General features: G+C 67.4%; 18 protein-coding genes. 11 read left to right on the forward strand and 7 right to left on the reverse strand.

Features of this window, described 5'->3' with window-relative positions:
* The 3 genes from GPA27_RS09300 to GPA27_RS09310 form a co-directional block, all read left to right on the forward strand.
* A partial coding sequence (locus GPA27_RS09300) for a polysaccharide deacetylase family protein (protein WP_308446327.1) occupies positions 1 to 828 on the forward strand: 828 nt, incomplete at its 5' end.
* 207 nt (positions 829 to 1,035) lie between these two features.
* Positions 1,036 to 2,115, forward strand: coding sequence for a DmsE family decaheme c-type cytochrome (locus GPA27_RS09305; RefSeq protein ID WP_169139801.1), 1,080 nt, complete (start codon positions 1,036 to 1,038; stop codon positions 2,113 to 2,115).
* Positions 2,116 to 2,136: 21 nt separating this feature from the next.
* On the forward strand, positions 2,137 to 4,731 hold the full coding sequence (locus tag GPA27_RS09310; RefSeq protein ID WP_169139803.1) for an MtrB/PioB family decaheme-associated outer membrane protein: 2,595 nt from the start codon (positions 2,137 to 2,139) through the stop codon (positions 4,729 to 4,731).
* Positions 4,732 to 4,803: 72 nt separating this feature from the next.
* Here the strand turns inward: GPA27_RS09310 and GPA27_RS09315 are convergent, their stop codons facing one another.
* Entirely contained in the window at positions 4,804 to 5,715 is a 912-nt protein-coding gene (locus GPA27_RS09315) for a LysR family transcriptional regulator (protein WP_169139805.1), read from the reverse strand.
* A 196-nt stretch (positions 5,716 to 5,911) separates the two neighbouring features.
* Here GPA27_RS09315 and GPA27_RS09320 point away from each other — a divergent pair, with 196 nt between their 5' ends.
* From GPA27_RS09320 to fabG, 4 genes are read left to right on the forward strand one after another with little or no spacing between them, the layout of a single operon-like run.
* Complete coding sequence (locus GPA27_RS09320) at positions 5,912 to 7,117, forward strand: beta-ketoacyl-[acyl-carrier-protein] synthase family protein (protein ID WP_256222870.1); 1,206 nt, start codon at positions 5,912 to 5,914, stop codon at positions 7,115 to 7,117.
* A gap of 8 nt (positions 7,118 to 7,125) precedes the next feature.
* The gene (locus GPA27_RS09325) at positions 7,126 to 7,923 is read left to right on the forward strand and encodes a beta-ketoacyl synthase chain length factor (protein ID WP_169139807.1); all 798 of its coding nucleotides are present in this window, start codon (positions 7,126 to 7,128) and stop codon (positions 7,921 to 7,923) included.
* The gene (locus tag GPA27_RS09330; RefSeq protein WP_169139809.1) at positions 7,920 to 8,399 is read left to right on the forward strand and encodes a hotdog family protein; all 480 of its coding nucleotides are present in this window, start codon (positions 7,920 to 7,922) and stop codon (positions 8,397 to 8,399) included. The genes GPA27_RS09325 and GPA27_RS09330 overlap by 4 nt, the downstream gene beginning before the upstream one ends.
* The gene (gene fabG / locus GPA27_RS09335) at positions 8,396 to 9,115 is read left to right on the forward strand and encodes a 3-oxoacyl-ACP reductase FabG (protein WP_169139811.1); all 720 of its coding nucleotides are present in this window, start codon (positions 8,396 to 8,398) and stop codon (positions 9,113 to 9,115) included. Before GPA27_RS09330 ends, fabG begins: the two co-directional genes overlap by 4 nt.
* Here fabG and GPA27_RS09340 read toward each other — a convergent pair.
* The 5 genes from GPA27_RS09340 to GPA27_RS09360 all read right to left on the reverse strand — a co-directional run bounded on the left by GPA27_RS09340 (position 9,096) and on the right by GPA27_RS09360 (position 13,787).
* On the reverse strand, positions 9,096 to 9,914 hold the full coding sequence (locus tag GPA27_RS09340; protein WP_169139813.1) for a glycosyltransferase family 2 protein: 819 nt from the start codon (positions 9,912 to 9,914) through the stop codon (positions 9,096 to 9,098). The genes fabG and GPA27_RS09340 overlap by 20 nt on opposite strands.
* A 20-nt stretch (positions 9,915 to 9,934) precedes the next feature.
* Entirely contained in the window at positions 9,935 to 10,765 is an 831-nt protein-coding gene (locus GPA27_RS09345; protein WP_246261011.1) for a lysophospholipid acyltransferase family protein, read from the reverse strand.
* On the reverse strand, positions 10,758 to 11,624 hold the full coding sequence (locus tag GPA27_RS09350; protein ID WP_169139815.1) for a MipA/OmpV family protein: 867 nt from the start codon (positions 11,622 to 11,624) through the stop codon (positions 10,758 to 10,760). Before GPA27_RS09350 ends, GPA27_RS09345 begins: the two co-directional genes overlap by 8 nt.
* Positions 11,621 to 12,664, reverse strand: a complete 1,044-nt coding sequence (locus tag GPA27_RS09355; RefSeq protein ID WP_246261012.1) for a chorismate transformation FkbO/Hyg5 family protein — start codon at positions 12,662 to 12,664, stop codon at positions 11,621 to 11,623. The genes GPA27_RS09350 and GPA27_RS09355 overlap by 4 nt, the downstream gene beginning before the upstream one ends.
* A gap of 391 nt (positions 12,665 to 13,055) precedes the next feature.
* A complete protein-coding gene (locus GPA27_RS09360) occupies positions 13,056 to 13,787 on the reverse strand; it encodes an SDR family NAD(P)-dependent oxidoreductase (protein WP_169139817.1) in 732 nt (243 codons plus the stop codon).
* A gap of 226 nt (positions 13,788 to 14,013) precedes the next feature.
* Here GPA27_RS09360 and ovoA point away from each other — a divergent pair, with 226 nt between their 5' ends.
* A complete protein-coding gene (ovoA, locus tag GPA27_RS09365) occupies positions 14,014 to 16,395 on the forward strand; it encodes a 5-histidylcysteine sulfoxide synthase (RefSeq protein WP_169139819.1) in 2,382 nt (793 codons plus the stop codon).
* 33 nt (positions 16,396 to 16,428) lie between these two features.
* Positions 16,429 to 19,134, forward strand: a complete 2,706-nt coding sequence (locus GPA27_RS09370; RefSeq protein ID WP_169139821.1) for a bifunctional acetate--CoA ligase family protein/GNAT family N-acetyltransferase — start codon at positions 16,429 to 16,431, stop codon at positions 19,132 to 19,134.
* Here GPA27_RS09370 and GPA27_RS09375 read toward each other — a convergent pair.
* The gene (locus GPA27_RS09375; protein ID WP_169139823.1) at positions 19,124 to 21,706 is read right to left on the reverse strand and encodes a bifunctional diguanylate cyclase/phosphodiesterase; all 2,583 of its coding nucleotides are present in this window, start codon (positions 21,704 to 21,706) and stop codon (positions 19,124 to 19,126) included. The two genes, GPA27_RS09370 and GPA27_RS09375, sit on opposite strands and share 11 nt — an antisense overlap.
* Positions 21,707 to 21,951: 245 nt before the next feature.
* Between GPA27_RS09375 and GPA27_RS09380 the strand changes: the two genes are divergently transcribed.
* Together GPA27_RS09380 and GPA27_RS09385 are read left to right on the forward strand one after the other, a co-directional pair.
* Positions 21,952 to 22,200 carry a hypothetical protein gene (locus GPA27_RS09380; RefSeq protein WP_169139825.1) on the forward strand — a complete coding sequence of 83 codons (249 nt, stop codon included), beginning with the start codon at positions 21,952 to 21,954 and terminating at the stop codon, positions 22,198 to 22,200.
* A complete protein-coding gene (locus GPA27_RS09385; protein ID WP_169139827.1) occupies positions 22,197 to 24,290 on the forward strand; it encodes an ATP-dependent helicase in 2,094 nt (697 codons plus the stop codon). The genes GPA27_RS09380 and GPA27_RS09385 overlap by 4 nt, the downstream gene beginning before the upstream one ends.
* The last annotated feature ends 48 nt before the right edge of the window (positions 24,291 to 24,338 follow it).

The raw sequence follows: 24,338 nt of genomic DNA on the forward strand, positions 1-24,338 counted from the left end.
CGCCCGCTCGTCCCCATGCCCCGCCCCTGGCACCCCGGCGCACTGATCGGCTTTTCGGCCGCGCTTCACGCCGCCGCAGCGGCAGGCGTCGCCCTGCGCCCCGAAGCGTGGCCGTGGGCAGCGGGCGCCGTCGCTGCCAACCACGGCCTGCTCACCGCGGCAGGGCTGCTGCCGCGCTGCTCGCTGCTCGGGACGAACTGGACCCGGCTGCCCGGCACCGCGGCCGCGCGGGGCGAGATCGCGCTGACGATAGACGACGGCCCCGATCCGGACGTCACGCCGCGTGTGCTTGATCTCCTCGATGCCCATCGCGCCCGGGCAACCTTCTTCGTCATCGGCCGGCTCGTGCGCGAACATCCGGCGCTCGCCCGAGAGATCGTCGCCCGCGGCCACGCCGTCGAGAACCACAGCGAACACCACCTCAAGACCTTCTCGCTGCACGGCCCGCGCTGGCTCGTCCGCGAGATCGGCGCCGCGCAGGACACCATCGCGGAAGTCTGCGGGCGGACACCGCGCTTTTTCCGCGCGCCGGCAGGCCTGCGCAACCCCTTCCTGGAACCCGTCCTCGCCCGGCTCGACCTGCAACTCGCATCGTGGACCCGCCGGGCGTATGACACCCGCAACGGCGACGCCGATGCGGTTGCGTCCCGGCTGCTCGACGGCCGCGACGGGAAGATGCGCAGCGGCGACATCCTGCTGCTGCACGACGGCAACGCCGCGCGCACGTCGTGCGGGCGGGCGGTGATCCTCGAAGCGCTCCCACGGGTGCTCGACGGATGCCGGGCTTCGGGCCTGATACCGGTCACCCTCGAGCATGCCATCCCGTAAGCACGGCACCCGCCCGTCACCACGGCCAATGGCCGGAGCACCACGACAGCATGTAAGGGCATCCCCCGATCATCCCGAATTGCGGGGGATACCCTTTCGCTGCGCTTCATTTTTCCGCACCTCCGAATTCACGAGAATCCGCCCGACGCCAGGCATGTAACAAAGCGTATCCATCCGGATCTGCCTGGTCAGCCTATCGGGGGTTCAATGAAAACGGGAACACGATTCACGCGGCTTTTCGCAAGTCGCGGCGTCCGCCTCACGGCGGGCCTGCTGCTCATCCATCTCGGCGTAGGCCTCGCGCAGGCGGCCGTACTGCCGGCCAGCGCGGCCAACGCCCCGCTGATCCGCTTTGCCGAAGGCGCGGAATACATCGGTGAAGAGCGCTGCCTCGCATGCCACACCGTCGAGAACGACAAGTTCTCGCACACCACTCACGCCAAGGCTTTCCGCCTCAATCCGAAGAACGATCTCGAGCGCCGCGGCTGCGAGGCCTGCCACGGGCCCGGCTCGCGCCACGCCAACGAAAACTACATGGACAAGTCGCTCATCGTCAGCTTCACGCGCGAATCGACGAAAGCTGGCGAGCAACAAAAGGACAAGTCCCTGATCGTCGGCTTCACGCGCGAGGCGACGAAACCGGGTGAGGCGGCCAACAACAACGGGCCAGACCAGAGCAACGCGGTATGTCTGCAGTGCCATGACGGCAATCAGCGCATCTTCTGGCGCTCGTCTACGCACCAGACCAGCGGCCTGGCCTGCACGGACTGCCACAACCCGATGGCGAAGTTCTCGGCCACCGGCCTGCAGAAGGCCAACAGCATTTCCGAGACCTGCTACAGCTGCCATCAGCAGCAGCGCATGGAGTTCCGCAAGCGCTCGCACATGCCCTTGCCCGAAGGGAAGATGTCCTGCGTCGATTGCCATAACCCGCACGGCTCGCCGACGAAGCCGCTGCTCAAGGCAGATTCGGTCAACCAGCTCTGCTACAGCTGCCACCAGGAGAAGCGCGGCCCCTTCGTCTGGGAACACGCCCCGGTGCGCGAAAGCTGCCTCAACTGCCACAGCCCGCACGGCTCGAACCAGGAAAAGCTGCTGACGACCCCACGCCCCTTCCTGTGCCAGCAGTGCCACACGCACACGACACACCAGAACAACCTCCTCACGCAGGCCAATACCGCCAGCGGCACGCTGCCTGACGAACGCGTGACCGGCCGCGGCTGCTCGACGTGTCATGCGCAGGTCCATGGCTCGAACCACCCGGCTGGCGCACGGATGCATCGCTAACGAGACTGAGGAACAACGATCATGAAAAACAAGGAATTCGTCCTGCTCCCCATCGTCGCGATGCTCGCGATGATGGGTACCGGCCCCGCGCGCGCCGACTCCGCAGCCGGCGTCGACACCGTGCTCGGCAACGCGGCCGCCCCCGGTGGCGGCGACACCACGCGCTACACGGACCCGCAAGGCTTCTCCGCCGTGATGGGCGGCAAGGGCCCCTCGCATACACCGAGCGCGCAGCTCTACCAATACCCGCCGGTATCACCCGCTTACGTCGAAGGCAGCGGCGGCTGGCAATACTCGGGCAGCGTTGAAGCGGGCTACACCGGAGGCAAGGCCGACACCAAGGCCGCCGGCTTCCGCGAGTACGCGGACTGGAAGAACGGCGCACTGATCAACAGTTTCAACGTCAGCGCAGAGAAGCCGGACGCTGCCCTTTATCTGCGACTGCGCGGCGGCGGCGTCGACCGGGACGACCAGTACTACGGTTTTGAGGCCGGGCGATACAACGGCATCAAGTTCTCGCTTTTTCTCAATGACACGCCACATATCTTCTCGACCAACGCGAGACCTCTGTGGAACGGTGTCGGGACCGATAAGCTGACCCTGCCCGCCGGCCTCGCCGCCGGGACCCATACTCAGTCGGATCCGGCCAGTTACGCCGCACTGCAAGCGGCAGTGGCGAATGCCCGCGAAACGACGTTGAGCGTCGACCGGCAGAAGATCGGCCTGCGCATGGACGCGCCGATCAACGAGCGGCTCACCGGCTTCTTCAGCTACACGAACGAACGGCGCGAAGGCGAGCGCCCCTTCGGTGGCGGCTTCCTCTTCGACTTCATCCGCCGTTCTGCGGCAAATCCGGTCGGCAGCAACGTCCTGGGGGCAGTCAACGAGACGGTCGAACCGATCGACTATACGACCCACGAGTTCCTCACGGGCCTGCGCTACGTCGGCGAGAAGGACCGCCTGAACCTCACCCTGTCGAGTTCGCTGTTTCGCAACGACAACAAATCCCTGACCTGGGAAAATCCCTTCTCGATCAACTTCGGCGCGGCCGGAACGACGAACTCGACCAGCTGGGAAAAAGGCCGTTTCGCCCTCAGCCCGGACAACGAGGCGTACAACATCAAGGCCGACTACGCTCGCATGCTGCCGCTGAACGGGCAGATCAGCGCGACCGTCGCCTTCGGCAGCATGCGCCAGAACGACGATCTGCTTCCGCCGACCATCAACGACGGCATCAATGCCGCCGGCGTGGCGACGACCTACGCCAGCGCAATCGCCGGCTACGACACGACAGGCGTGCTCAGCCGTCTGAAGGCCGACGCGAGGATCGACACGCGCCTCGCCGACCTCGGCCTGTCTCTGCAACCCGCGGACGACCTCACCGTGCGCGCCAAGCTGCGCTACTACGACGAAGACAACCGCACGCGCTATACCGCCATCGATCCGGCCACCGGCAAGATCGGCTATCCGGCGCTGGATTACGCGCTGCCGGGCGTCTTTGGCGCGGCGTTCGGCTTCTACAACGGCACTAACAACATCCACTACCTGAGCATTCCGACCAGCTACACGCGCTGGACGGGAGGACTTGGCGCCGACTACCGCCTCGGCCGCCAGAGCCAGGTCGGCGCAACCTGGGAAAGGGAGGAAACCGAGCGCCCGTACCGCGAAGTCAAGAACACCACCGAGGACCGTCTCAAGCTCACTTTCAACACCCGCGCCTTCGAACAATCGATGCTGCGCGCGTCGTGGGAGATCGGCGATCGTCGCGGCAGCGAATACCGCTACGACATCTACGAACACTTCTACACCAGCTCGCGCGACGACTACACCGGTGCCGTGCCCGTGCACACCCTCGCCGAACTGCGCAAGTTCGATATCGCCGATCGCCGCCAGAACCTCATCAACCTGCGCTGGAACTACATGCTGCGCTCGGACATGGACGCGATGCTGTCCTTGCAGCACAAGCGGAGCGACTACCTCGACAGCGACTACGGCCGCACCGGCGACGAGAAACTCAGCACCGCGAATGCGGAATGGAACTACACGCCCGCACCGGGCAGCAGTTTCTTCACGTGGTACTCCTTCCAGACCGGCGAGATGAGCCAGCGCAACATCAACCAGGGCGTGAGCGGCACACGCGCCAGTTCCCATACCGGCGTCGACAACATGTATCCGCTGGCCGGCGCGTGGAACGCCAGCACCGACGACCTCAACCACGCGCTCGGCGCCGGCTTCACGCACAACTTCGGCTGGGTCCGCCTGGAAAGCCGCTACAGCTACATGTGGTCGTCGAGCAAGCAGAAGTACGGCTACGGCAATGCACAGGCGGCGACGGTGGGCAGCGGCACCAGGGAGACTCAGACCGCGGCGGTTGCGGGCGACGAGTTTGCCGACATGAAGTACCGCCTGCAGGTGCTCGAAACGAGCATCGTGCATGACCTGGACAAGAACAATTCGGTGCGACTGTTCCATCGCTGGGAGAAGCGCAACGTCGAGGACTGGCACTACACCGGCCTCGACGGCAACCAGCTGATCGGCCAGAAGCTGTACCTCGGCGCCACCCCGGAGGACTACAACGTCAACGTGCTGGGCGTGTTCTGGCAGTACCGCATGTAGGGCCGGAGTCCGACGTGCCGAGTGCAAGGCCCCGGCAAGCCGGGGTCTTGCGCATTAGCCTGGGGCTTGTGCTCACATGGCAGGATCGAAGGCCGGAAATTCCTCCTCGAACAGCGCCACCAGGAAGTCCAGCAAGGCCCGTATGCGCGCCGTATTGCGGCCGGCCGGCAGGAACACCGCGTGGGCCAGATTGGGGATCGTTTCGTAGTCGGGCAGTACACGCACGAGGCGGCCGGCACGCAGGTCGTCACCGACGATGAATGTCGGTTCGCAGATGATGCCCCGCCCCGCGAGCGCGGCGATGCGGTTCATGTCGCCGTTGTTGGAGCGGAACGTGCCGTTCACCGGAACGACGATCTCCTGCCCACCCCTGCGCAGCGTCCACCCGTTGCCGGACGCAAGATTGGTGTACAAGAGACAGCTGTGGCGCACCAGTTCGTCGGGCTTCTCCGGGACGCCGGCGCGCGCCAGATACTCCGGACTCGCACACAGCGCCGTGCGGATCACGGCGAGGCGTCGCGCGACATACATCCCCGAAACATTGCGCGTGATGCGCACCGCCAGATCGACACCCTCCTGGGCGAGATCGACGATCCGGTCGGAAAAGCGGATCTCCGTCTTGAGCGCCGGATGGGATTCGACGAACCGTGAGAAATGCCGGGCAAGGAAGGCGTTGCTGAAGGAGTACGGGACGCTGATGCGCAGGCAGCCTCCAAGTGTGGCAGTGTCGGCGGATACGGCAAGTTCCGTCGCGGCGATTTCGTCCAGATGCGTGCAACAGCGCTCGTAATACATCGTACCGGGTTCGGTCAGGCTGATCTTGCGCGTGCTGCGGTGAAGCAGCGACACGCCAAGCGACTGCTCCAGGTCCGCCACGTGACGCGATGCGGTGGTGGTTGAAATGGCGAGCTTGGCCGACGCCCGGGTGAACGAGCCACAATCGATGACCGTGCGGAAGACGTTCATCGCGGTCAGTTTGTCCATGAATCCGTCCGTATGCTGTTTCAATCGGGTCGCCGCAGTTTATGGGGATGCAGCACGCCGAAATAGCGCGCATCGAATGAAATACTGTTTCGCAAACCAAAACAGTCGCTGACCGATACGCGGCCCGTGCAACCACATCCCGAACGCAGAGCGAGCACAGCCGCCATCGCGCACTTTGCTAGAATAGCCCTCCTTCGTGCAATTGCGAGTCAAAGTGCATCCGCTGCTGATTTCCGCCTACACCGCCACGTCCTGCCTCGGGCACGGGCTGGCGCCGCTGCGCGAAGCCATGCTCGCCGGCCGGTCCGGGCTCAAGCCCTGTGATTTCGAGACCGTCTCGCTGCAGACATGGACCGGCGAGGTCGAGGGCACCGACGACGACCGGCTCCCTGCGGCGCTGGCGCGCTTCGACTGTCGCAACAACCGGCTTGCGCAACTCGGCCTCGTGCAGGACGGTTTCGCCGACTCCGTTCGCACGGCGATGTCCCGCTATGGTGCCGATCGCGTCGGCGTGTTCCTTGGCACGAGCACCTCCGGCATCCTCGAGACCGAACTCGCCTACCGCCGGCGCGCAGCGGACACCGGAGCGCTGCCGGCCGACTTCAACTACGCCGGCACGCACAACACCTTCTCGCTGGCCGATTTCGTGCTGCACTGGTTCGGACTGAAGGGACCCGCCGTGGTCGTCTCGTCCGCCTGCTCGTCGAGCGCCAAGGTGTTCGCCTCCGCCGCACGCATGATCGCGAGCGGTCTGATCGACGCGGCCCTCGTCGGCGGCGTTGACTCGCTGTGCCTCACGACGCTGTACGGCTTCAATTCGCTGGAGCTCACCTCCTCGCAGGCCTGCCGCCCCTTCGATCGCGCCCGCGACGGCATCTCGATCGGCGAAGGAGCCGCCTTCGCCCTGGTGGAACGGACGGCGGTTCCACTTCCGCCGGACGCGATCCTCCTGCTCGGTTATGGCGAATCGAGCGACGCCTACCACATGTCCTCGCCGCATCCGGAGGGTCGCGGCGCCCGTCAGGCGATGGACGCCGCGCTGGCACGCGCCGGCCTGACTGCGCGCGACATCGACTACATCAACCTCCACGGCACGGCGACGCCGAGCAATGACGCCGCCGAAGGCAAGGCCGTGACGGGGCTCTTCGGCGATGCGACGCCCTGCAGCTCCACCAAGGGCGCAACCGGTCACACCCTCGGCGCCGCCGGGGGCGTCGAGGCCGTGATCGCCGCGCTCGCGATCCGCGACGGCTTCATTCCGGCGGGAGCCGGCACCACCGATCCCGAAGCGGGGCTCGACTACGTACTCGCCACGCGCCACCAGACGGTGCGACGTGTTCTCAGCAACTCGTTCGGATTCGGCGGCACGAACTGCAGCCTCATCCTTGGCTGCCCAGCATGAGTCCGACCATGACCAACCCGCCCGCGGCCTGGATCCGCAGCATCGGCCTCATCGGGCCCGGCATGTCCGACTGGCCGGCCTGCGCCGCGATCCTGCTGGGCAAGGCTGAGTGGCAGCCCGAAAAGACCGTGCTCAACGCCCCCGAGCAACTGCCGCCGGCCGAACGCCGTCGTGCGGTGCGGGTAGTGAAGCTCGCCCTGGGAATCGGCCTGCAGGCGACGACTGCTGCCGGCGTGGATCCGTCCGGGTTCGCGACCGTCTTCTCCTCCTCCGGCGGCGACGGCGTCAATTGCCATCAGATCTGCGAAACCCTCGCATCGGACGACCGCCAGATCTCGCCGACGCGTTTTCACAATTCGGTGCATAACGCCGCCGCCGGCTACTGGGGCATCGCCACCGGCGCGACCGCCGCGTCGGCAGTGCTATGCGCCTACGACGCCAGCTTCGGCGCGGGCCTCCTCGAGGCCCTCGCGCAGGTCCAGGTCGAGCGCGCGCCCTGCCTGCTGCTCGCCTACGACGCCGACTACCCCGAACCGCTGCGGGCGGCGCGCCCCATCCCCGACGCCTTCGGCGTCGCGCTGCTGCTGACGCCCGAGCGGGAAGCAGAGAGCTGCGGACGCATCGCCGCGAGCCTGACCGACGCCCCCGCCGACACCCTGCCGGATTCCGCGCTCGACACCCTGCGATGCGCGATCCCCGCCGCGCGCAGCCTGCCCCTGCTGGGCGCGATTGCCGGGCGCCGCGCGGGCCGGATCGTCCTCGACTATCTGGACCACGTCCGCCTCGCGGTCGATTACGCGGCATGACCGAACCCGTGACGCTCGACCGCAAAGGCATCGCCGCGCGCATCCCGCACCAGGGCAACATGTGCCTGCTCGCTGGCGTCGACGCCTGGGACGCCGACGCGATCCGCTGCCGCGCGACGAGCCACCGCGACGCCGACAACCCGTTGCGCGACGATCGCGGCCTGCCGGCGACGAGCGCCATCGAGTACGCCGCACAGGCGATGGCCGTGCACGGCGCCCTGCTCGCAACGCCGGGCGAGACCCCGCGCGCGGGTTTCCTCGCGAGCGTGCGCGGCGTCGAGATCGCGGTCGAACGGCTAGACACCGTCGCGGCCGATCTCGACATCCGCGCCGAACGCATCACCGGCAACGACAACCAGATCCTCTATTCCTTGACCGTCGCCGCGGACGGGCGAGTGCTCGTTTCCGGCCGCGCCGCGGTGATTCTCGACGCGGGCGCCCTCGGCGCCGGCGGTCTCAGCGGGAACCAGTCATGAAGCGCGCACTCGTCACCGGCGGAAGCGGCGCGATCGGCGCGGCAATCTGCCGCCGCCTCGCCCGCGACGGCCATCACGTCTTCATCCACGCCAACCGCAACGCCGACAAGGCCGAAGCGCTTGCCGCGGAGATCCGCGGCGCGGGCGGCAGTGCGGAAGCGATCGCGTTCGACGTCACCGACGCCGCGGCCACCGCCGCCGCGCTCGAGGCGATCGGCGCGGATGGTCCGCTGCAGATCCTCGTGAACAATGCCGGCATCCACGACGACGCGGTGTTCCCCGGCATGCGCGCCGACCAGTGGCAGCGCGTCATCGACGTGTCGCTGAACGGCTTCTTCAACGTCACCCAACCGCTCACGATGCCGATGATACGCACCCGCTGGGGGCGCATCATCACGATATCGTCAGTGGCGGCGATCACCGGCAACCGTGGCCAAACGAACTACGCTGCGGCGAAGGGCGCCCTGCATTCGGCAAGCAAGTCGCTCGCGCAGGAACTCGCGAGCCGGGGCATCACGGTGAATGTCGTGGCCCCCGGCATCATCGACACCGCGATGAGTGAGGACGCCTTCGACGCGGAGACGATCGCACGCATGGTGCCGATGAAGCGCGCCGGAAAGCCCGAAGAGGTCGCCGACCTGGTGGGTTTCCTCGCATCCTCCCAGGCGGCCTACATCAGCGGCCAGGTGATCTCGATCAACGGCGGGATGATCTGAAGCGCCGCGCGAGCAGCATCGGCAGACGCACAAGGAAGCCGCAGAACAGCCGCGTGTGCATCCACGTCAGCAGCAGGTTGTCGCGCGCGTAGTTGAAATGCGACACCCCGCCTTCGTCGACGCGGAAGTACTTCACCGGCGCCGGAAGGTTCACCGGCCGCACCCCGAGCCAGGCCATGCGCACCACGGCCTCGGGATCGAAATCGAAGCGGCGCATCCAGCGGTGGCCGTGCATCACCTTGGCCAGCGGAGCGATCGGGTAGACGCGGAAGCCGAACAGCGAATCACCGATCCCCATCCACAGTGTCTCAAGGTTCGCCCACCAGTTCGACAACTTGCGCCCGCGTACACGCAGCGCCGGGGCGCTGGCGTCGAAGACCGGCAAGCCCAGCACCATCGCATCCGGTTGCGCCGCAGACGCCGCCATGAAGTCCGGAATCAGTTCCGCAGGATGCTGGCCATCCGAGTCCATCGTCAGTACGTGCGTGAAGCCCTGCTTCGCCGCCTGCTCGATGCCGTGCAGCACCGCTGCCCCCTTGCCCGAGTTCTTCGGCAGCACGATCACGCGCAGCCCGGGGTCGCCTTCCGCCATGCGCCGCAGCCCGTCGGTGGAGCCGTCCGTGCTGCCGTCGACGACGACCCATACGGGCATCCACTCGTGGCGCGCGGCGCGCACCGTCTCGAACACCTTAGGTCCCGGGTTGTAGCTCGGGATTAGCACCAGGTGCGTGGCAGTGGGAGCCTCTACCGGACTGGGTAGCGGCGCGGATTTCGGACGGGTGACCTGGTGGGACGTCATGGCAGCATGAGAAACTGGGTTCAGATCGTGGACGACGACATTGTGCCACCGTCCCTTTCCGGCGGTCGCGGTAGAACTGCATCTTCGAGTTCGGCAACGAAATAGCGCTCGAGTTCGGCCATGAAGGGCTGCACGCTGGACGGCGGATCAAAGCGCCGCCCAAGGCGCACGCGATATACGACGGGCATTTCCGGCTTGCGGAAAAGGGGCCAGCCCTTGCACAGGTAGGGCGAATCCGTTTCGATAAAAATCGTCTGCACCGGCACGCCGGCGCGCCGCGAAATCAGTCCGATGCTGCTCATCAGTGGGTTGACGGGCATGCGCGTCGTGCGCGTGCCCTCGGGAAATACCAGAAGGAAGCTGCCCGCAGAGAGGTCGCTGGTCGCGCTGCCCACCATGCGCACCGGCGAATCGTTGCGGATGTATCGGGCGAGCCGCGCGCCGGCGCCGAGGAAGATGTTGTCCATGAGGCCCGCCTTCATGATGCAGGCGACGTCGGGCAGGCGCGAGATCACCATCACCGCGTCAAGCAGGCTCGGGTGGTTGGGCGCGAGGATCAGCGGTCCCTGGCCACGTAGCTTGTCCAGTGCGGACAGGTCGAAACGGCATGCACCGATGAGCGTCAGGAAACCGATATAGCTCTTGAACCCCTGGTTGATGACGAAGCGCCCGAGCCGCCGTCCGGCATGAGCCGGCAGCACCGGATGCAGCACCATCGCGAGGGGCGTCCACAGTAGGCAGATCGCACCGAGGTAGCCCAGCCCAAGGTAGAGCAGCACATACTCGTGCAGGCGCCGCAGCAGGCCCGGCCGCGTCGTCGGCCCGTCCCGCATCGGCCCGCCCTTATTCATCGGCGTCGACCCGACGCGAGGATTCGCCCAGCACCCAGGTTACCGCGAAGCCCGCGGCCACATAGTCCTTGCGCTTGACCAGCGGGCTGTCCTCGAACATCGCGCCGGCGAGGCTGTCGTAGCGCACGAAACCGCCGATCCACCAACCCGGATAGCGCTTCCACAGTGCGGCCAGCACCTGCGTTCCGCCGTAGCCGCCGCGGGCGTCGTAGGCCGGGCGCAGCGGCGTCGCCTCGTTGGCCTCGACCGTGTAGAAATAGCGGTGCTGCCGCCGGTCGCCATACACCGGCCCCGCGACGAGGCCGAGCGTCCAGCCGTTCATCCCGGCCGGATCATGCCAGTCCAGGTTGAGCTGGGGCGTGAACTGCCAGCCTGTCGACTCGGGGCTGCCTTCCACGGTGAAACCTGCACGCAGCGGCAGCCGCGTGCGCAGTCGCAAGCGTTCATCCGCCGAACGCCACAGCCGGACATCGAGCGAAGGGCCGATCTCGACCGTCGGCTTCAGGTCGGGCATGCCCTCGCGTGCCTTCACGCGATCGCTGCTGACCGGCGGAGACGCACCGAGACTGAGGTTCAGTTCGACGCGGTCGCTGTCGAAGAAGGTGCCACGGATCCCCTGTCGATCCGCCTTCAGGAATTCGCCGCGATAGACGACATAGGGCAGCGGGAGCAGGAACACCCGGTCCTCGTCCGAACCGCGGTAGGCGGGAAACTGCAACACCGTCAGGCCCGCACCGAGTTCCCACAGCGGCTTCTCCGCGGCCGCTGCGACGACCGGAAGGGACGCGAGCGCCAGCAGCGCGGCGAGCGCTCCACGCCGCAGCAACCCGCTCTCCGTCCCTTCATCAGTCGCCCTCATCGGCCATCCTCCATCGCATGCCCGCCCGAGGCCTCGATCTCGACAAGCAGGTCGTCGCGGCACACATCGGCCTGCACGAACACCACCGGCACCGCATCGCCGACGTGCTCGCGGAAACAGGCCCGCACGGCACCGAGATCGCCCGGATAGCGCACGTAGACCTTGTAGGCAAGATCCCTCGAATCGAGCCCGCTACCCGCCGGATCTGCCCGCCGCGCCTCGGCAAGCACCGCGGCAATGTTGCGGAAGGATTCCGCGGTCTGCGCGACCACGTCGCCCGGGTGCAGCGTCTTGTGCCCGACGATGCTCGCCGTGCCCGACACGAACAGCACCGGCGGCGTCTGCGACAGCGCCAGGCTCGCGCGAGCGAAGGTCGGGCTGCGCGGGCCGTATTGCTCGGGGTAATGATACGCGCAGACCTGGCGCGGATTCTCGATGGCCAGCGGCGCTTCGCGCAGTGCGATGAAATACAGCGTGAATGGACCGTGCGCCGAACCGAGGGCACATGCGGCCGGAACTCGGCCGGTCGTACTGCGGCCGCCGGCGCCGAACGCCTCCTGGCGGCCGGCGTTGAACTGCCAGTAGCGCTCGCTGCCGTCTGCCACCGCATTGATTGCCGGGAAGTAGTTCCAGGCACGGAAGAGCGCCGGATATCCGGCCTCATCGAGCAGCGCGAACACCTCCCGGTACACAGCCGCGGTGGCCCGCTGCAGCACCGAAACTCCCTCCATTCCTGCAGGCATGGCGCGCTCGTCGAGTTCGATGGCACCGAACAGCATCGTCTCGCTGCAGCGATAGCGCACTCGTCCGCGCGCGCCCGCCCTCACCGGCCCACCGGCGCGCCAGACCTCACATATGGCCTGCGGGCCCGCGAGCACGGGCGTCGCCACACGGGCGAGCGGAACTCCGTTCGGCACGAAGCCCGCTTCGCCGTCCCCGAGGATCGCGACGCCAAGCACATCATCCCACCACTGCTGCGAGCACTGCCGGACAGACGACGTCGGCATGTATGCCAGGGACAAACCGCGAACCAGACTCATCAGCACATCAAGCTTTCCTGCACCCGGGGCAAACGATCCCCGGCACGAACGACAGCAGTCGGAGGCCCCGTGCGATCCGGTGCTCGCACTGCCTGCAGGGCAGGCGCGGATCGCAACCGGAAAGGAAGACGTTCTGCACGGGAAAGACGGCGATTCCGGCAGTTCCCGCAATCTCGCCATTTTGCACGTTTTTCATTACAAAACATGCAGTTACAAAGTCATCGAAAGATGACAAGGGGCGAATCTTCACACACCGCCGGACAAGTTGCAAGGCGCCCCGGAAGGGCCTCGCCGTCCGCCTTCGCCGCACCCACCGACCGCTTCGAGACTGGCGGGTGCCGAGTGCGACACCGACTATCCGACACTGACCGCGAGGCGGTCGTGCGAGTGCTCAGAACCGCTCCACCCATGGCCGCAGGTCGAGCTCCTGCGTCCAGGCGCTGCGCGGCTGCCGGTACAGCTGGAAATAGGCCTCGGCGATCGCGTCCGGGTCGAGCAGCGCGTCGCCATCGTGCGCATCGGTATGCTCGACGACGCTCGCTGGCCGGATCCGGCCGTCGATCAACACGTGCGCCACGTGGATGCCCTTGGGCTGCAGCTCGCGCGCCATGCTCTGCGCCAGCGCACGCAGGCCGAACTTGCCGACCGCGAGGTTGTGGAACCCGGCGCTCCCGCGCAGGCTGGCGGTGGCTCCGGTAAACAGGATGGTCCCGCCGGGGCCGCCTTGACCGACGCGCTCCAGCATCGCCCGCGCCGCCTCGCGCCCGACAAGGAAGCCGCCCAAGCAGCCCACTCGCCAGCAGCGTTCGAACTCTTCCGCACTGGTCTCCACGATGCCGCGCGCAACGAAGGCGCCCGCGTTGTACACCACGACATCCGGGCATCCATAGTCGCTGCGTACCGCCCGGAACAGCGTCTGGACATCCTCCTCGCGCCCGGCATCGCAGCGGTAGGCATGGGCGCCGCGACCGATGCCGGCACATTCCACGCTGAGGTTCTCCAGCCGATCGAGATTACGCGCTGCAAGCGCGACATTCATCTCCGCAGCGCCGAAACGGCGCGCGAGCGAGCGGCCGAGCCCCGGCCCGGCGCCGACGATCAGTGCAAGTTTCCGCTGTTCCATCGCTGTCTCCTCGAACCGGCGTCCGTCCGCCACGAATGGATACGCCCATCGGTGACTTCACTTTAGATCACGTCCGCCACTCATGCCTCACCCAACCCGCATGGACGAAGGCTCGCCACAGACAGCGACGGCCGTTTGCGAGTGGCCTGCTCCGGGGTTATCCTCGTCCGATGGGGCTCTGCGGGGTCTCCACACGATGGCGAATGCGTACCGAGGGCGATCCGAGATGACAGACGACCTGACCGACGAAAGCTGGCGACAGAATCTCGAGGGGCGTTTCGACGATCGTCTCGGCCCCGTGCGCCCCCCAGACTGGTGGACCGCCCTTACGCCCGAGCGCTGCCCGGGCTGGACGGCGGACGGCACGCTCACCTCGCTGCCGCTGCCTAACCTGGCGACCTGCACGCGCGACGAAGTCCGCGCCTATTTCGACAACGGCTGGACGCTCACCGAGCTGCTGTTCTCCGGGCTGATCGGTGAAGAGGCCTTCTACCGCCCCCCGTATCACCGTCTGCGGCATCCGATGGTGTTTTATTACTGCCACCCCCCGGCGCTCTACGTCAACAAGCTGCGCGTGGCCGGACTGATTCCCGCGCCGCTCAACCCCTACTTCGAGCGCATCTTCGAAACCGGCGTCGACGAGATGCGCTGGGACGACATGTCGAAGAACGCGATGCGCTGGCCCGCGTTCGACGAGGCCCACGCCTACCGCAAGGCGGTGTACGCGCTGGTTCGGCGCGTCATCGACGAGCATCCGGGCCTCGCCGACGGCCACCCGCCGATCAAGCAGGGCGATCCGCTGTGGGCGCTGTTCATGGGCTTCGAACACGAACGCATCCATCTCGAAACCTCGTCCGTTCTGATCCACGAGCTGCCGCTGCGCCTCGTGCGCAGGCCCGCGGGATGGGCGCCCCTGCATCCCTCCGCGACGAGCCCTGCCGCCTTTCCTCCGCTTCCCGGACGCGACTATCCGGAAATGGATCTCCTGCCCGTCGGTGCCGCGCGGCTGCAGCTCGGCAAACCCGCCGACTGGCCCACCTACGGCTGGGACAACGAATACGGCAGCCGCAGCGTCGACGTGCAGCCTTTCCGCGCCGCCCGCGGCCTCGTAAGCAACGGCGAGTTCTGGCAGTTCGTCACCGACGGTGGCTACCGCGAGCACGAATGGTGGTCCGACACGGGCTGGTCCTGGCGCACCTACCGCAACATCAAGTGGCCGACCTTCTGGGTACCCGACGGACCTGCCGGATCCCACCGCTTCCGCCTGCGCACGCTGTTCGAGGAAATCGGCATGCGCTGGGACTGGCCTGCCGAGGTCAACTGGCACGAGGCGAGCGCCTACTGCGCGTGGCTGAGCGCCCGGCGGGGCCAGCCCTGTCGCCTGCCGAGCGAAGCGGAGCACCATGCCCTGCGCGACCGGATCGGCGCCATCGCCGACGACCCGGTGATGAACATGAGTGGCGCGGCTCTGATGCACGAACGCGGCCTCAATCTCAATCTCGGCTGCGGCTCTTCCACCCCCGTCAATGGGGGCAGGCCGACCGCGAGGGGCTTCCACGACGTCTTCGGCAACGTGTGGCAATGGCTGGGCGACCAGTTCAATCCGCTGCCCGGCGCCGAGGTCCACCCCTACTACGACGATTTCAGCAGCCCGTGCTACGACGGCGAGCACCAGATGATCCTCGGCGGCTCTTGGATCTCGACCGGTGACGAGGCGAGCGTGTGGTCGCGCTTCCACTTCCGCCCGCACTTCTTCCAGCATGCGGGATTCCGCGTCGTGCAGGCCGCCCATGACGGCGGCGCCGTGCGTCTCGATGCTGCCGATGCGCCGGGCAGGGCCTACGAGAACGCGGGGATCACCAGCGAGTACCTGCTGCTGCACTACGGCAGCCCACAAGAGCAGATGCCGCACGAATCGGGGCCGCGCGACGCCTGCCAGTTCCCGCTGCGTTCGGCACGCTGGCTGATCGACGGCGCACACGAACTCGGCATCACGGCGGGCCGGGCCCTCGACGTGGGCTGCGCAGTCGGCGGCGCGAGCTTCGAACTCGCGAGCGTGTTCCGCGAGGTGCTCGGCATAGACCTGAGCCGCTCCTTCATCGACGCGGCCGACACGCTGCGCGAAAAAGGCGTCCTCGAATACACCTGCCGCGACGAAGGCGAGCTCGGCCACCCGCTGCAGGCACGCGTCGATCCGGCCATCGACCGCAGCCGCGTCGCGTTCCGCCAGGCCGACGCCTGCTCGCTGCCCGCCGAGCTCATGGATTACGATGCGGTGCTGCTCGCCAACCTGCTGTGCCGCCTCCCGAGTCCGAAGTCGCTGCTCGGCCGACTCGGCGGGCCGCGCGGATTGGTGCGCACCGGCGGCGTCGTCGCCATCCTGTCGCCCTACACCTGGCTCGAACAGTTCACGCCGCGCGGCGCCTGGCTGGGCGGCTACATGGACGCCGAGCGCGCCGTGCGCAGCGCCGACACCCTGAAGGCCCTGCTCGACGCCGACGGCTTCGAACTCCGACGCGAAACCGAAATGCCCCTCGTGATCCGCGAGCACGCGCGCAAGTACCAGTACATCGTGACGCACGCGATGCTCTGGCAGCGCGTGCGCTGACCGCCACCGACAGACCCGACGCCCTCCCAGACCATGAGCTTCCGATACCTGCAGAGCCTCTTCAATCCGCAGTCGATCGCAGTGATCGGCGCCAGCGCCCGGCCCCGCCGCATCGGCAGCGTCGTCATGCGCAACCTGCTGGCCGGCGGATTCGGTGGTGCGATCATGCCGGTCAACCCCAAGCGCGACGCCGTCGCCGGGGTGCTGACCTATCCGAATGTCGCAGCCCTGCCACGCACACCGGACCTCGCGATCATCTGCACCCCGCCATCCGCCATCCCGGGCATCCTCGACCAGCTCGGCGAACGCGGCACGCGCGCGGCCATTGTCACGGCGAGCCAGCTCGGCACCACGCTGGGAACGGACGGACGGCCGCTCGACGTGACGATCCTCGAGATCGCCCGCCGTCACGGCATCCGTATCCTCGGGGGTAGCACGCTCGGCGTGATGGTGCCGCAGGCAGGCCTGAACGCGACCTTCTCGCAGGTCGGTGGGCTGTCGGGCAACATCGGCTTCGTCTCGCAGTCCGACGCCGTTGGAACGATGGTGCTCGACTGGGCGCAGCCGAGGAAGATCGGTTTCTCGCACTTCGTGTCGCTCGGCGAGGCGCTCGACATCGGCTTCGGCGAAGTGCTCGACTTCCTCGGCAGCGATCCCGGCACGCGCGCGATCCTGATGTACATCGAATCGATCCGCGAACGCCGCAGCTTCATGGCGGCCGCACGTGCCGCGGCCCGCAACAAGCCGGTGGTGGCGATCAAGGCCGGACGCGCGCAGCGTGCCTTGGCGGGCATCGGCGACCCGCTGTTCCTCGACAGCCCCGGCCTGATCGGCAGCGACGACGTCGCCGACGCGGTGCTACGCCGCGCCGGCATCCTGCGCGTCGATCACCTCAACGAGCTGTTCGGCGCCGTCGAGACCGTCGTGCGTTCGCGCCCGATCCACGGCGACCGCCTTGTCGTCGTCAGCAATGGCGGCGGCGCGGGCATCATGGCCGAAGACAGCCTGCACCTGGGCGGCTACGCGCTGCCGGACCTCTACCCCAACACGCTCGCCCGCCTTCGCCGCCTGCTGCCACCCGACTGGAACGGGCGCAACCCGATCGCGATCCGTGTCGACGCGCCGCCCAAGCGCTACGAGGACGTGCTGAAGGTCCTCTGCGAGGAGCAGGACGGCGACGCGATCCTGGTGATCCATACGCCCAACGCCCTCACTCCCAGCATGGAGATCGCCGAAGCGGCGATCAAGACCATCCGCAGCGTCGGCGGCAACCTCCTGACGTGCTGGATCGGCGACGAGACCGCCGCAGCCGAGCGCAAGCTGTTCGCGGATTCGGGCATCGCCACCTTCGACACGCCGGAAAACGCCACGCGCGCCTTCCTGCACATGGTCAATCACCGGCACACCCGCGAAGTGCTGATGCAGGCGCCGCCCTCCACGTCGGAGAACTTCCGTCCCGATGTCGAGGGCGCACGCACCGTGGTGCGCAAGGCCGTCGCAGAAGACCGCACGCGCCTGACCGAGCCGGAAGCCAAGCACATCCTGGCGGCGTACGAGATCCCGGTCGTGCAGACCTATCTGGCGGCGACGCCGCAGGACGTCTCCGCGATCGCCACCGAGCTCGGCATGCCGGTCGCGGTCACCGTCATGTCCCGCGACATCCGCCGCAAGTGGGAAGTGGGCGGTGTTGCGCTCGATCTAGAGACCCCGGAGGCCGCCGAGTCGGCCGCGCAGGCCATGCTCGTGCGCGTTGCGGCCGCGCGGCCCGACATCAGGATCAGCGGCTTCGCCGTGCAGCCGATGGAAACGCGCGCCCATACCCGGCAACTGATCGTCGGCGTGGTGACCGACCCGCTGTTCGGGCCGATGATCGTCTTCGGCGAGGGCGGACGGGGATTGGAGGTGTACCGCAACCTCGCCATCGGCCTGCCGCCGCTCAACCTGCCGCTCGCGCACGACCTCATCAACCGCAGCCGGGCCGCAGGCCTGCTCGACGCCTACCACAACCACCCGGCCGCCAATCGCGACGCCGTCGCCGTGATGCTGACCCGCATCTCGCAGCTGATCGTCGACATCCCCGAGATCGAGGAACTCGACATCAACCCGATGTTCGTCGACGAGCAGGGCGTTCTCGCGGTCGATGCGCATATCCAGATTTCGACGGCACCGCCGAATCCGCAGCGGCTGTCGATCCGCCCCTACCCTGAAGACCTCGCCGAACCGGCCAAGCTGCGCGACGGGCGTCAGATCGTCCTGCGCCCCATCCGTCCCGAAGACGAAGCCACGCATTACGACTTCCTCTCGCGCGTGACGCCCGAGGACATCCTGTTCCGCTTTTTCCACTACATCGGAACCCTGCCGCGCAGCGAAATGGCGCGACTGACGCAGATCGACTACGACCGCGAAATGGCCTTCATCGCCAGCGGGCGGGACAGCTCGGACCGCCCGGAAACCCTGGGCGTGGTTCGCGCCGTGGCCGACCCCGACAACCACACGGCGGAGTTCTCAATCCTGGTGCGCTCCGACATGAAGGGCCACGGCCTCGGCACGACACTGCTCAAGAAGGTGATCCGCTACGGCCGCGAGCGCGGCCTGCAGGTGCTCGCAGGCGAAGTCATGGCGGAAAATGAACCGATGCTGAAGCTGCTAAAAGTGTTCGGCTTCACCGTCAGGGCTTCGGAGGAGCCCGGAATCCTCGCCGTGCGCCTGATGCTGCAGGAGCAGCCCGTCACGACGTGAGCGTCGACAGCGCCCGCAGCCACTGGCCGAATTCCGCCGCGGGCATGGGCCGCGCGAACAGGTAGCCCTGCCCCTCGTCGCATCCTTCCCCGCGCAGGAAGCGGCGCTGCGCTTCCGTCTCGATGCCTTCGGCGATGACCTTGAACCCGAGGCTGTGTCCCAGCGCGATGACTGCGCGGCTGATCGCGATATCGGACGGATCGTCCGGCAGATCGTTCACGAAGGCGCGGTCGAGCTTGATCGTGCCGATGGGTAGCCGCTTCAGGTACGCCAGCGACGAATAGCCCGTGCCGAAATCGTCAATGGCGGTGGTGATCCCCAGCGCCATGATGTCGTTGAGGACACGGCGGCCGTGATCGGGGTTCTCCATGATCACGGTTTCGGTAATCTCGATCTCGAACACCGAGGGCGGCAGGCGCCAGCGCTCGATCACCGCACGCAGCGTTGCCACGATGTCGCTGCGGTCGATCTGCGGCCCCGCCACGTTGACCCCGAGCCGCCCGATCTCCAGCCCCTCGTCGAGCCAGCGGCGCGCCGCCGCACCGACCTGCTCGAGCACCTGCTCGCCCAGCGGGATCACGAGCCCGCTGCGCTCTGCAAGGGGAATGAAGTCGCCCGGCGGAACCAGTCCGCGCTCCGGGTCGCGCCAGCGCACGAGCGCCTCCGCACCGAGGTAGGCACCGTCCTCGAGGCTGAACTGCGGCTGGAACCACACCTCGAACTCGTTGCGGTCGATGGCGCGGCGCAAGGCGCTCTCCGTGTGCAGGCGCTTCTGCGCCTCGGCGGTCATGTTGCGCTGATAGAAGCGATAGGTGTTGCGCCCCGCCCCCTTCGCCTCGTACATCGCGGCGTCGGCGTTGCGGATCAGTTCGGTGACGTTCGGCCCGTCGTCGGGGAACACCGCCACGCCGATGCTGCTGGTCACCATCCCGGTGCCGCCTGCCATCTCGAAAGGCACCTGGATCGCGGCGAGGATGCGGCGGATGACCTCGACCGCATCGGCGCCATCGCCGAGCTCCGACAGGATCACCGCGAACTCGTCGCCGCCGAGCCGCGCAACGGTGTCCTCGACGCGCACGCAGGTGCCGAGCCGGGCCGCGACGAGCTGCAGCAACTGGTCGCCGACCGGATGCCCGAGGCTGTCGTTGATGGTCTTGAAACCATCCAGGTCGAGCAGCAGCACGCCGACCCGATGGCCATAGCGCTGTGCGCGATCGAGTGCATGCTGCATGCGGTCGTGGAACAGCACGCGGTTGGGCAGCGAGGTGAGCGGATCGAAATGCGCCAGCCGCTCGAGATCGGCCTGCGTGCGCTTGATCGCCGAGATGTCCGAGAACACGCCGACGAAGTTGCGGATCTCCCCGCCCGCGCCGCGCACCGCGCTGATCGTGAGCCACTCCGGATACACCTCGCCCGACTTGCGCCGGTTCCAGATCTCGCCCTGCCACTCCCCCGCGGTCAGGATGGACGTCCATAGCTGGCCGTAGAAGTCCTCCTCCTGGCGGTCGGATTTGAGGATGCTCGGCGTGCGCCCCCTGACCTCGTCGGCCGAATACCCCGTGATCTCGGTGAATGCCGGGTTGGTGGCGATGATGTGCCCGCGCGGGTCAGTCACGACCACGCCGTCGGCCGTGGATTCGACGATCGTCGACGCGAGCTGCAGCGCATCGTGCGAGCGCTTGCGCTCCGTCACGCGCGCGACGAGCAGATTCGCCAGCCATGCGAGCAGGAGCGAGTTCAGAACGGCGATGACGAAATACTTCGACTCGAACGCCGCCATCCGCGGCCAGCCTTCCATCGGCGTCGCCGCCAGCACCCAGTAGCCGCCGGGCACGCCCAAGCGCGTCCTGACCGGTTCGTCCTCGAATACCCCCGGATCGCCACCGACCAGATCGCCGTCGTCGCCGCGCCCGTCCTTGCCGCGGACGGCGATGCGCAGCGCGTGCGACCCCGTGACCCCGCCGTCGGCCAGGATGGCCTCGATGTTGCCGACGATGGACACGGAGCCCCAATAGCCACTGCGACCGCTGATGCCGTCCTCGCGCAGCACCACCGGCGCGCGGATGATCACCGCACGCCCGCCCTGCACGAGCGTCACCGGTCCGGACAGCACGGGCATTCCGGACTTCATCGCCCTTTCAACGGTCGCCCACTGCTCCGGGATGCTGCGGTAGTCGATGCCCAGCGCCTTCTCGTTCCCCTCCAGCGGATACAGGCGCGCAATCACGTTGTCGGGGGCGTAGGCGATGTTGCGGATCAGCCGCTGGTCGGCGATGGTCTGCTTCGCCATCGCATCGAACAGATGGGGCGGCAGGTCGCCCTGATGCTGGATCAGATGGACGATGCCGTCACCGCCGACGATCGCCTGCTTGAGCACCCCGTCGAGTTGCGCCTGCACCCTGGCGAGTTCGGCGATCGTGCGGCTGCGCGCCTCGCTCAGCGCCCGTGAAGCGTCGAGCGAGCCGAGCACCAGGCCGACCGCTGTGCCTGCAACCAACACCGCCGCTGCCGCCAGCCACGAGAGCCAACGAAAGAAAGCGGGAACGAGGCGATTGGCGACGGTCGTGGGCACGTTGGCGGGGCGGGAAATGATGGCTGGATGAATGCCCGAAGCCGGGAATCTTACACGCCTCTCCAGCGCCGCGCACCCACCGCGGAATACCCTCCCGCCCACGCCGCCTTGCGCCGGGTTTGCATTAATCCCACGTCCGGCGGCAACTCGTGACCGACGAGGCGAGCACCGCCTGGGGCGCGTTCGATGCGGGGTTTGCATCTGCCTGAATACTGTATATAGTTCCAGCTCAGAAGGATCACGCCATGTCTGCCCGATTCATTTGCCCCCACTGCCACGCTTCCCTGAATCCGCACGCGATGGAGCGCGCTTACAGCGACCTCGCGGAATACCGCATCTGTCCGGCCTGCGATGAAGCGGTGTTCTTCGCGCTACGCGACGCACCACGCATTCCGCCGTGGCTGCAGCGGTCCTCCGCGAGCGACGGCGAGATCGAGGGGGCCTCCGTCGCGCTCGTCCGGTCCGGAACGGGCGCGGTGCCGGAATGCCGATGAAGACGGCGAACGCGATGGAGACCGCGGATCCGGTCGCCTATCTGGATCACCTCAACGAAGCACAGCGTGCGGCCGTTCTTTTCGGCACCGAGCCCGACTCCGCCGAACATAACCACCCGCTTCTGGTGATCGCCGGCGCCGGTTCGGGCAAGACCAGCACGCTCGCCCACCGCGTCGCGCACTTGCTGGCCAGCGGTGCAGATCCCGGCCGCATCCTGCTGCTGACCTTTTCGCGCCGCGCTGCCGACGAAATGAACCGCCGCGTCACGCGCATCGTCGCACAACTGGCGAAGTCCCGTCCGCGGCTCGCCGGTGCGTCCCTCGAGTGGTCCGGAACCTTTCACGGCGTCGGCGCCCGCCTGCTGCGCGAGTTCGCCGGCCGCATCGGGCTCGAACCGGGATTCACGATCCACGACCGCGAGGACTCAGGCGACCTGATGAACCTCGTGCGGCACGAACTCGGGCTCTCCGCGAAGTCGAAGCGCTTCCCGATGAAGGGAACGTGCCTCGCGATCTACTCCTCCGCGGTCAACACCCAGGCGCCGCTCGGCGAGGTGTTGCAGCAGTCCTTCCCGTGGTGCAGCGAGTGGGAGGCCGACCTCAAACGCCTCTTTCTTGCCTACGTCGAGGCCAAGCAGGCGCAGCAAGTCCTCGATTACGACGACCTGCTGCTCTACTGGGCGCAAATGATCACCGACGCCGAGCTCGCGACGGAAATCGGCACGCGCTTCTCCCACGTGCTCGTGGACGAATACCAGGACACCAACCGCCTGCAGGCCTCCATCCTGCTCGCGATGAAGCCCGACGGACGCGGCCTCACCGTCGTCGGCGACGACGCGCAGGCCATCTACGCCTTCCGCGGCGCGACGGTGCGCAACATCCTCGACTTCCCCGCCCATTTCGACCCGCCGGCCCACCAGATCACGCTCGACCGCAACTACCGCTCGACCCAGCCCATCCTCGGCGCGGCGAACGCCGTCATCGCCCTCGCAAGCGAACGCTTCACCAAGGACTTGTGGACCGAGCGCGCAGGGGCGCAGAAACCGCGCCTGATCGCGGTACGGGACGACGCGGACCAGGCGGCCTGCGTCGTCGAATCGGTCCTCGCGCGCCGCGAGGAAGGTGTGCGCCTCAAATCGCAGGCCGTGCTCTTCCGCGCGTCGCATCACAGCGCCCGCCTCGAGGTCGAACTCACCCGCCGCAACATCCCCTTCGTGAAATTCGGCGGGCTCAAGTTCCTCGAAGCGGCACACGTCAAGGACGTGCTCGCCGTGCTGCGCTGGGCCATCAATCCGCGCGACCGCGTGTCGGGTTTCCGCGCCATCCAGCTTCACGCCGGCATCGGCCCGAAGACCGCCGGGCGGGTGCTCGACAACATCGCCGGCGCCACGCCCGGCTGCCTCCTGCTTGCAGAGCAGCCCGTCCCGGATGCGGCACGCGGCGCGTGGACGGCCTTCGCTGCCCTGCTGGAATCGGTCGCCGCCGCCACATGGCCTGCGAGCCTCGAACCGATCTGCCAGTGGTATGTAGGCGAGATGGCTCGCCTGTACGACGATGCAGCGATCCGCGCTGGCGACATCGAACAGCTCGCACGGATCGCGGCGACCTACCCGAACCTCGAACGCTTCCTCACCGAACTCACGCTCGACCCGCCCAGCGCGACGAGCGACGAAGCGGGCATCCCGCTGCTCGACGAGGACTACCTGATCCTGTCCACCATCCACTCGGCGAAGGGGCAGGAATGGTCCGCGGTGACGCTGCTGAACGCGGTCGACGGCTGCCTGCCCTCGGACCTCGCGACCGGCAGCAGCAGCGAGATCGAAGAGGAGCGCCGCCTGCTGTACGTCGCGATGACGCGGGCGAAGGATGCGCTCGACCTGATCGTGCCGCAGCGCTTCCATGTGTCACAGCAGCCCGGTCATGGCGACCGTCACGTGTACGCCAGCCGGACGCGTTTCATCCCGAACCGGATCCTGGAAAGCTTCGAGCAGACCTCGTGGCCGCCGCCCGCGGCCGCCCCCCGCCCGACGGCGGAATCGCGCCGCATCGCATTCGACCTCGCCGAGAAGATGCGTTCGATGTGGAAGTAACCCGAGTTGTCCCCAGCGAATGTGGATAACCCTGTGAGCCGCTGCTGG

The organism is Aromatoleum toluolicum (assembly GCF_012911005.2).
In the GTDB taxonomy this organism is placed as follows: domain Bacteria; phylum Pseudomonadota; class Gammaproteobacteria; order Burkholderiales; family Rhodocyclaceae; genus Aromatoleum; species Aromatoleum toluolicum.

Excerpts from the sequence above, each read along its gene's own strand:
- GPA27_RS09305 (WP_169139801.1), top strand. The coding sequence starts at position 1,036 with ATGAAAACGGGAACACGATTCACGCGGCTTTTCGCAAGTCGCGGCGTC.
- ovoA (WP_169139819.1), top strand. The coding sequence starts at position 14,014 with ATGACAGACGACCTGACCGACGAAAGCTGGCGACAGAATCTCGAGGGG.
- GPA27_RS09310 (WP_169139803.1), top strand. The coding sequence starts at position 2,137 with ATGAAAAACAAGGAATTCGTCCTGCTCCCCATCGTCGCGATGCTCGCG.
- GPA27_RS09370 (WP_169139821.1), top strand. The coding sequence starts at position 16,429 with ATGAGCTTCCGATACCTGCAGAGCCTCTTCAATCCGCAGTCGATCGCA.
- GPA27_RS09385 (WP_169139827.1), top strand. The coding sequence starts at position 22,197 with ATGAAGACGGCGAACGCGATGGAGACCGCGGATCCGGTCGCCTATCTG.
- GPA27_RS09325 (WP_169139807.1), top strand. The coding sequence starts at position 7,126 with ATGACCAACCCGCCCGCGGCCTGGATCCGCAGCATCGGCCTCATCGGG.
- GPA27_RS09340 (WP_169139813.1), bottom strand. The coding sequence starts at position 9,914 with ATGACGTCCCACCAGGTCACCCGTCCGAAATCCGCGCCGCTACCCAGT.
- GPA27_RS09345 (WP_246261011.1), bottom strand. The coding sequence starts at position 10,765 with ATGAATAAGGGCGGGCCGATGCGGGACGGGCCGACGACGCGGCCGGGC.
- GPA27_RS09315 (WP_169139805.1), bottom strand. The coding sequence starts at position 5,715 with ATGGACAAACTGACCGCGATGAACGTCTTCCGCACGGTCATCGATTGT.
- fabG (WP_169139811.1), top strand. The coding sequence starts at position 8,396 with ATGAAGCGCGCACTCGTCACCGGCGGAAGCGGCGCGATCGGCGCGGCA.
- GPA27_RS09330 (WP_169139809.1), top strand. The coding sequence starts at position 7,920 with ATGACCGAACCCGTGACGCTCGACCGCAAAGGCATCGCCGCGCGCATC.
- GPA27_RS09350 (WP_169139815.1), bottom strand. The coding sequence starts at position 11,624 with ATGAGGGCGACTGATGAAGGGACGGAGAGCGGGTTGCTGCGGCGTGGA.
- GPA27_RS09380 (WP_169139825.1), top strand. The coding sequence starts at position 21,952 with ATGTCTGCCCGATTCATTTGCCCCCACTGCCACGCTTCCCTGAATCCG.
- GPA27_RS09360 (WP_169139817.1), bottom strand. The coding sequence starts at position 13,787 with ATGGAACAGCGGAAACTTGCACTGATCGTCGGCGCCGGGCCGGGGCTC.
- GPA27_RS09355 (WP_246261012.1), bottom strand. The coding sequence starts at position 12,664 with ATGAGTCTGGTTCGCGGTTTGTCCCTGGCATACATGCCGACGTCGTCT.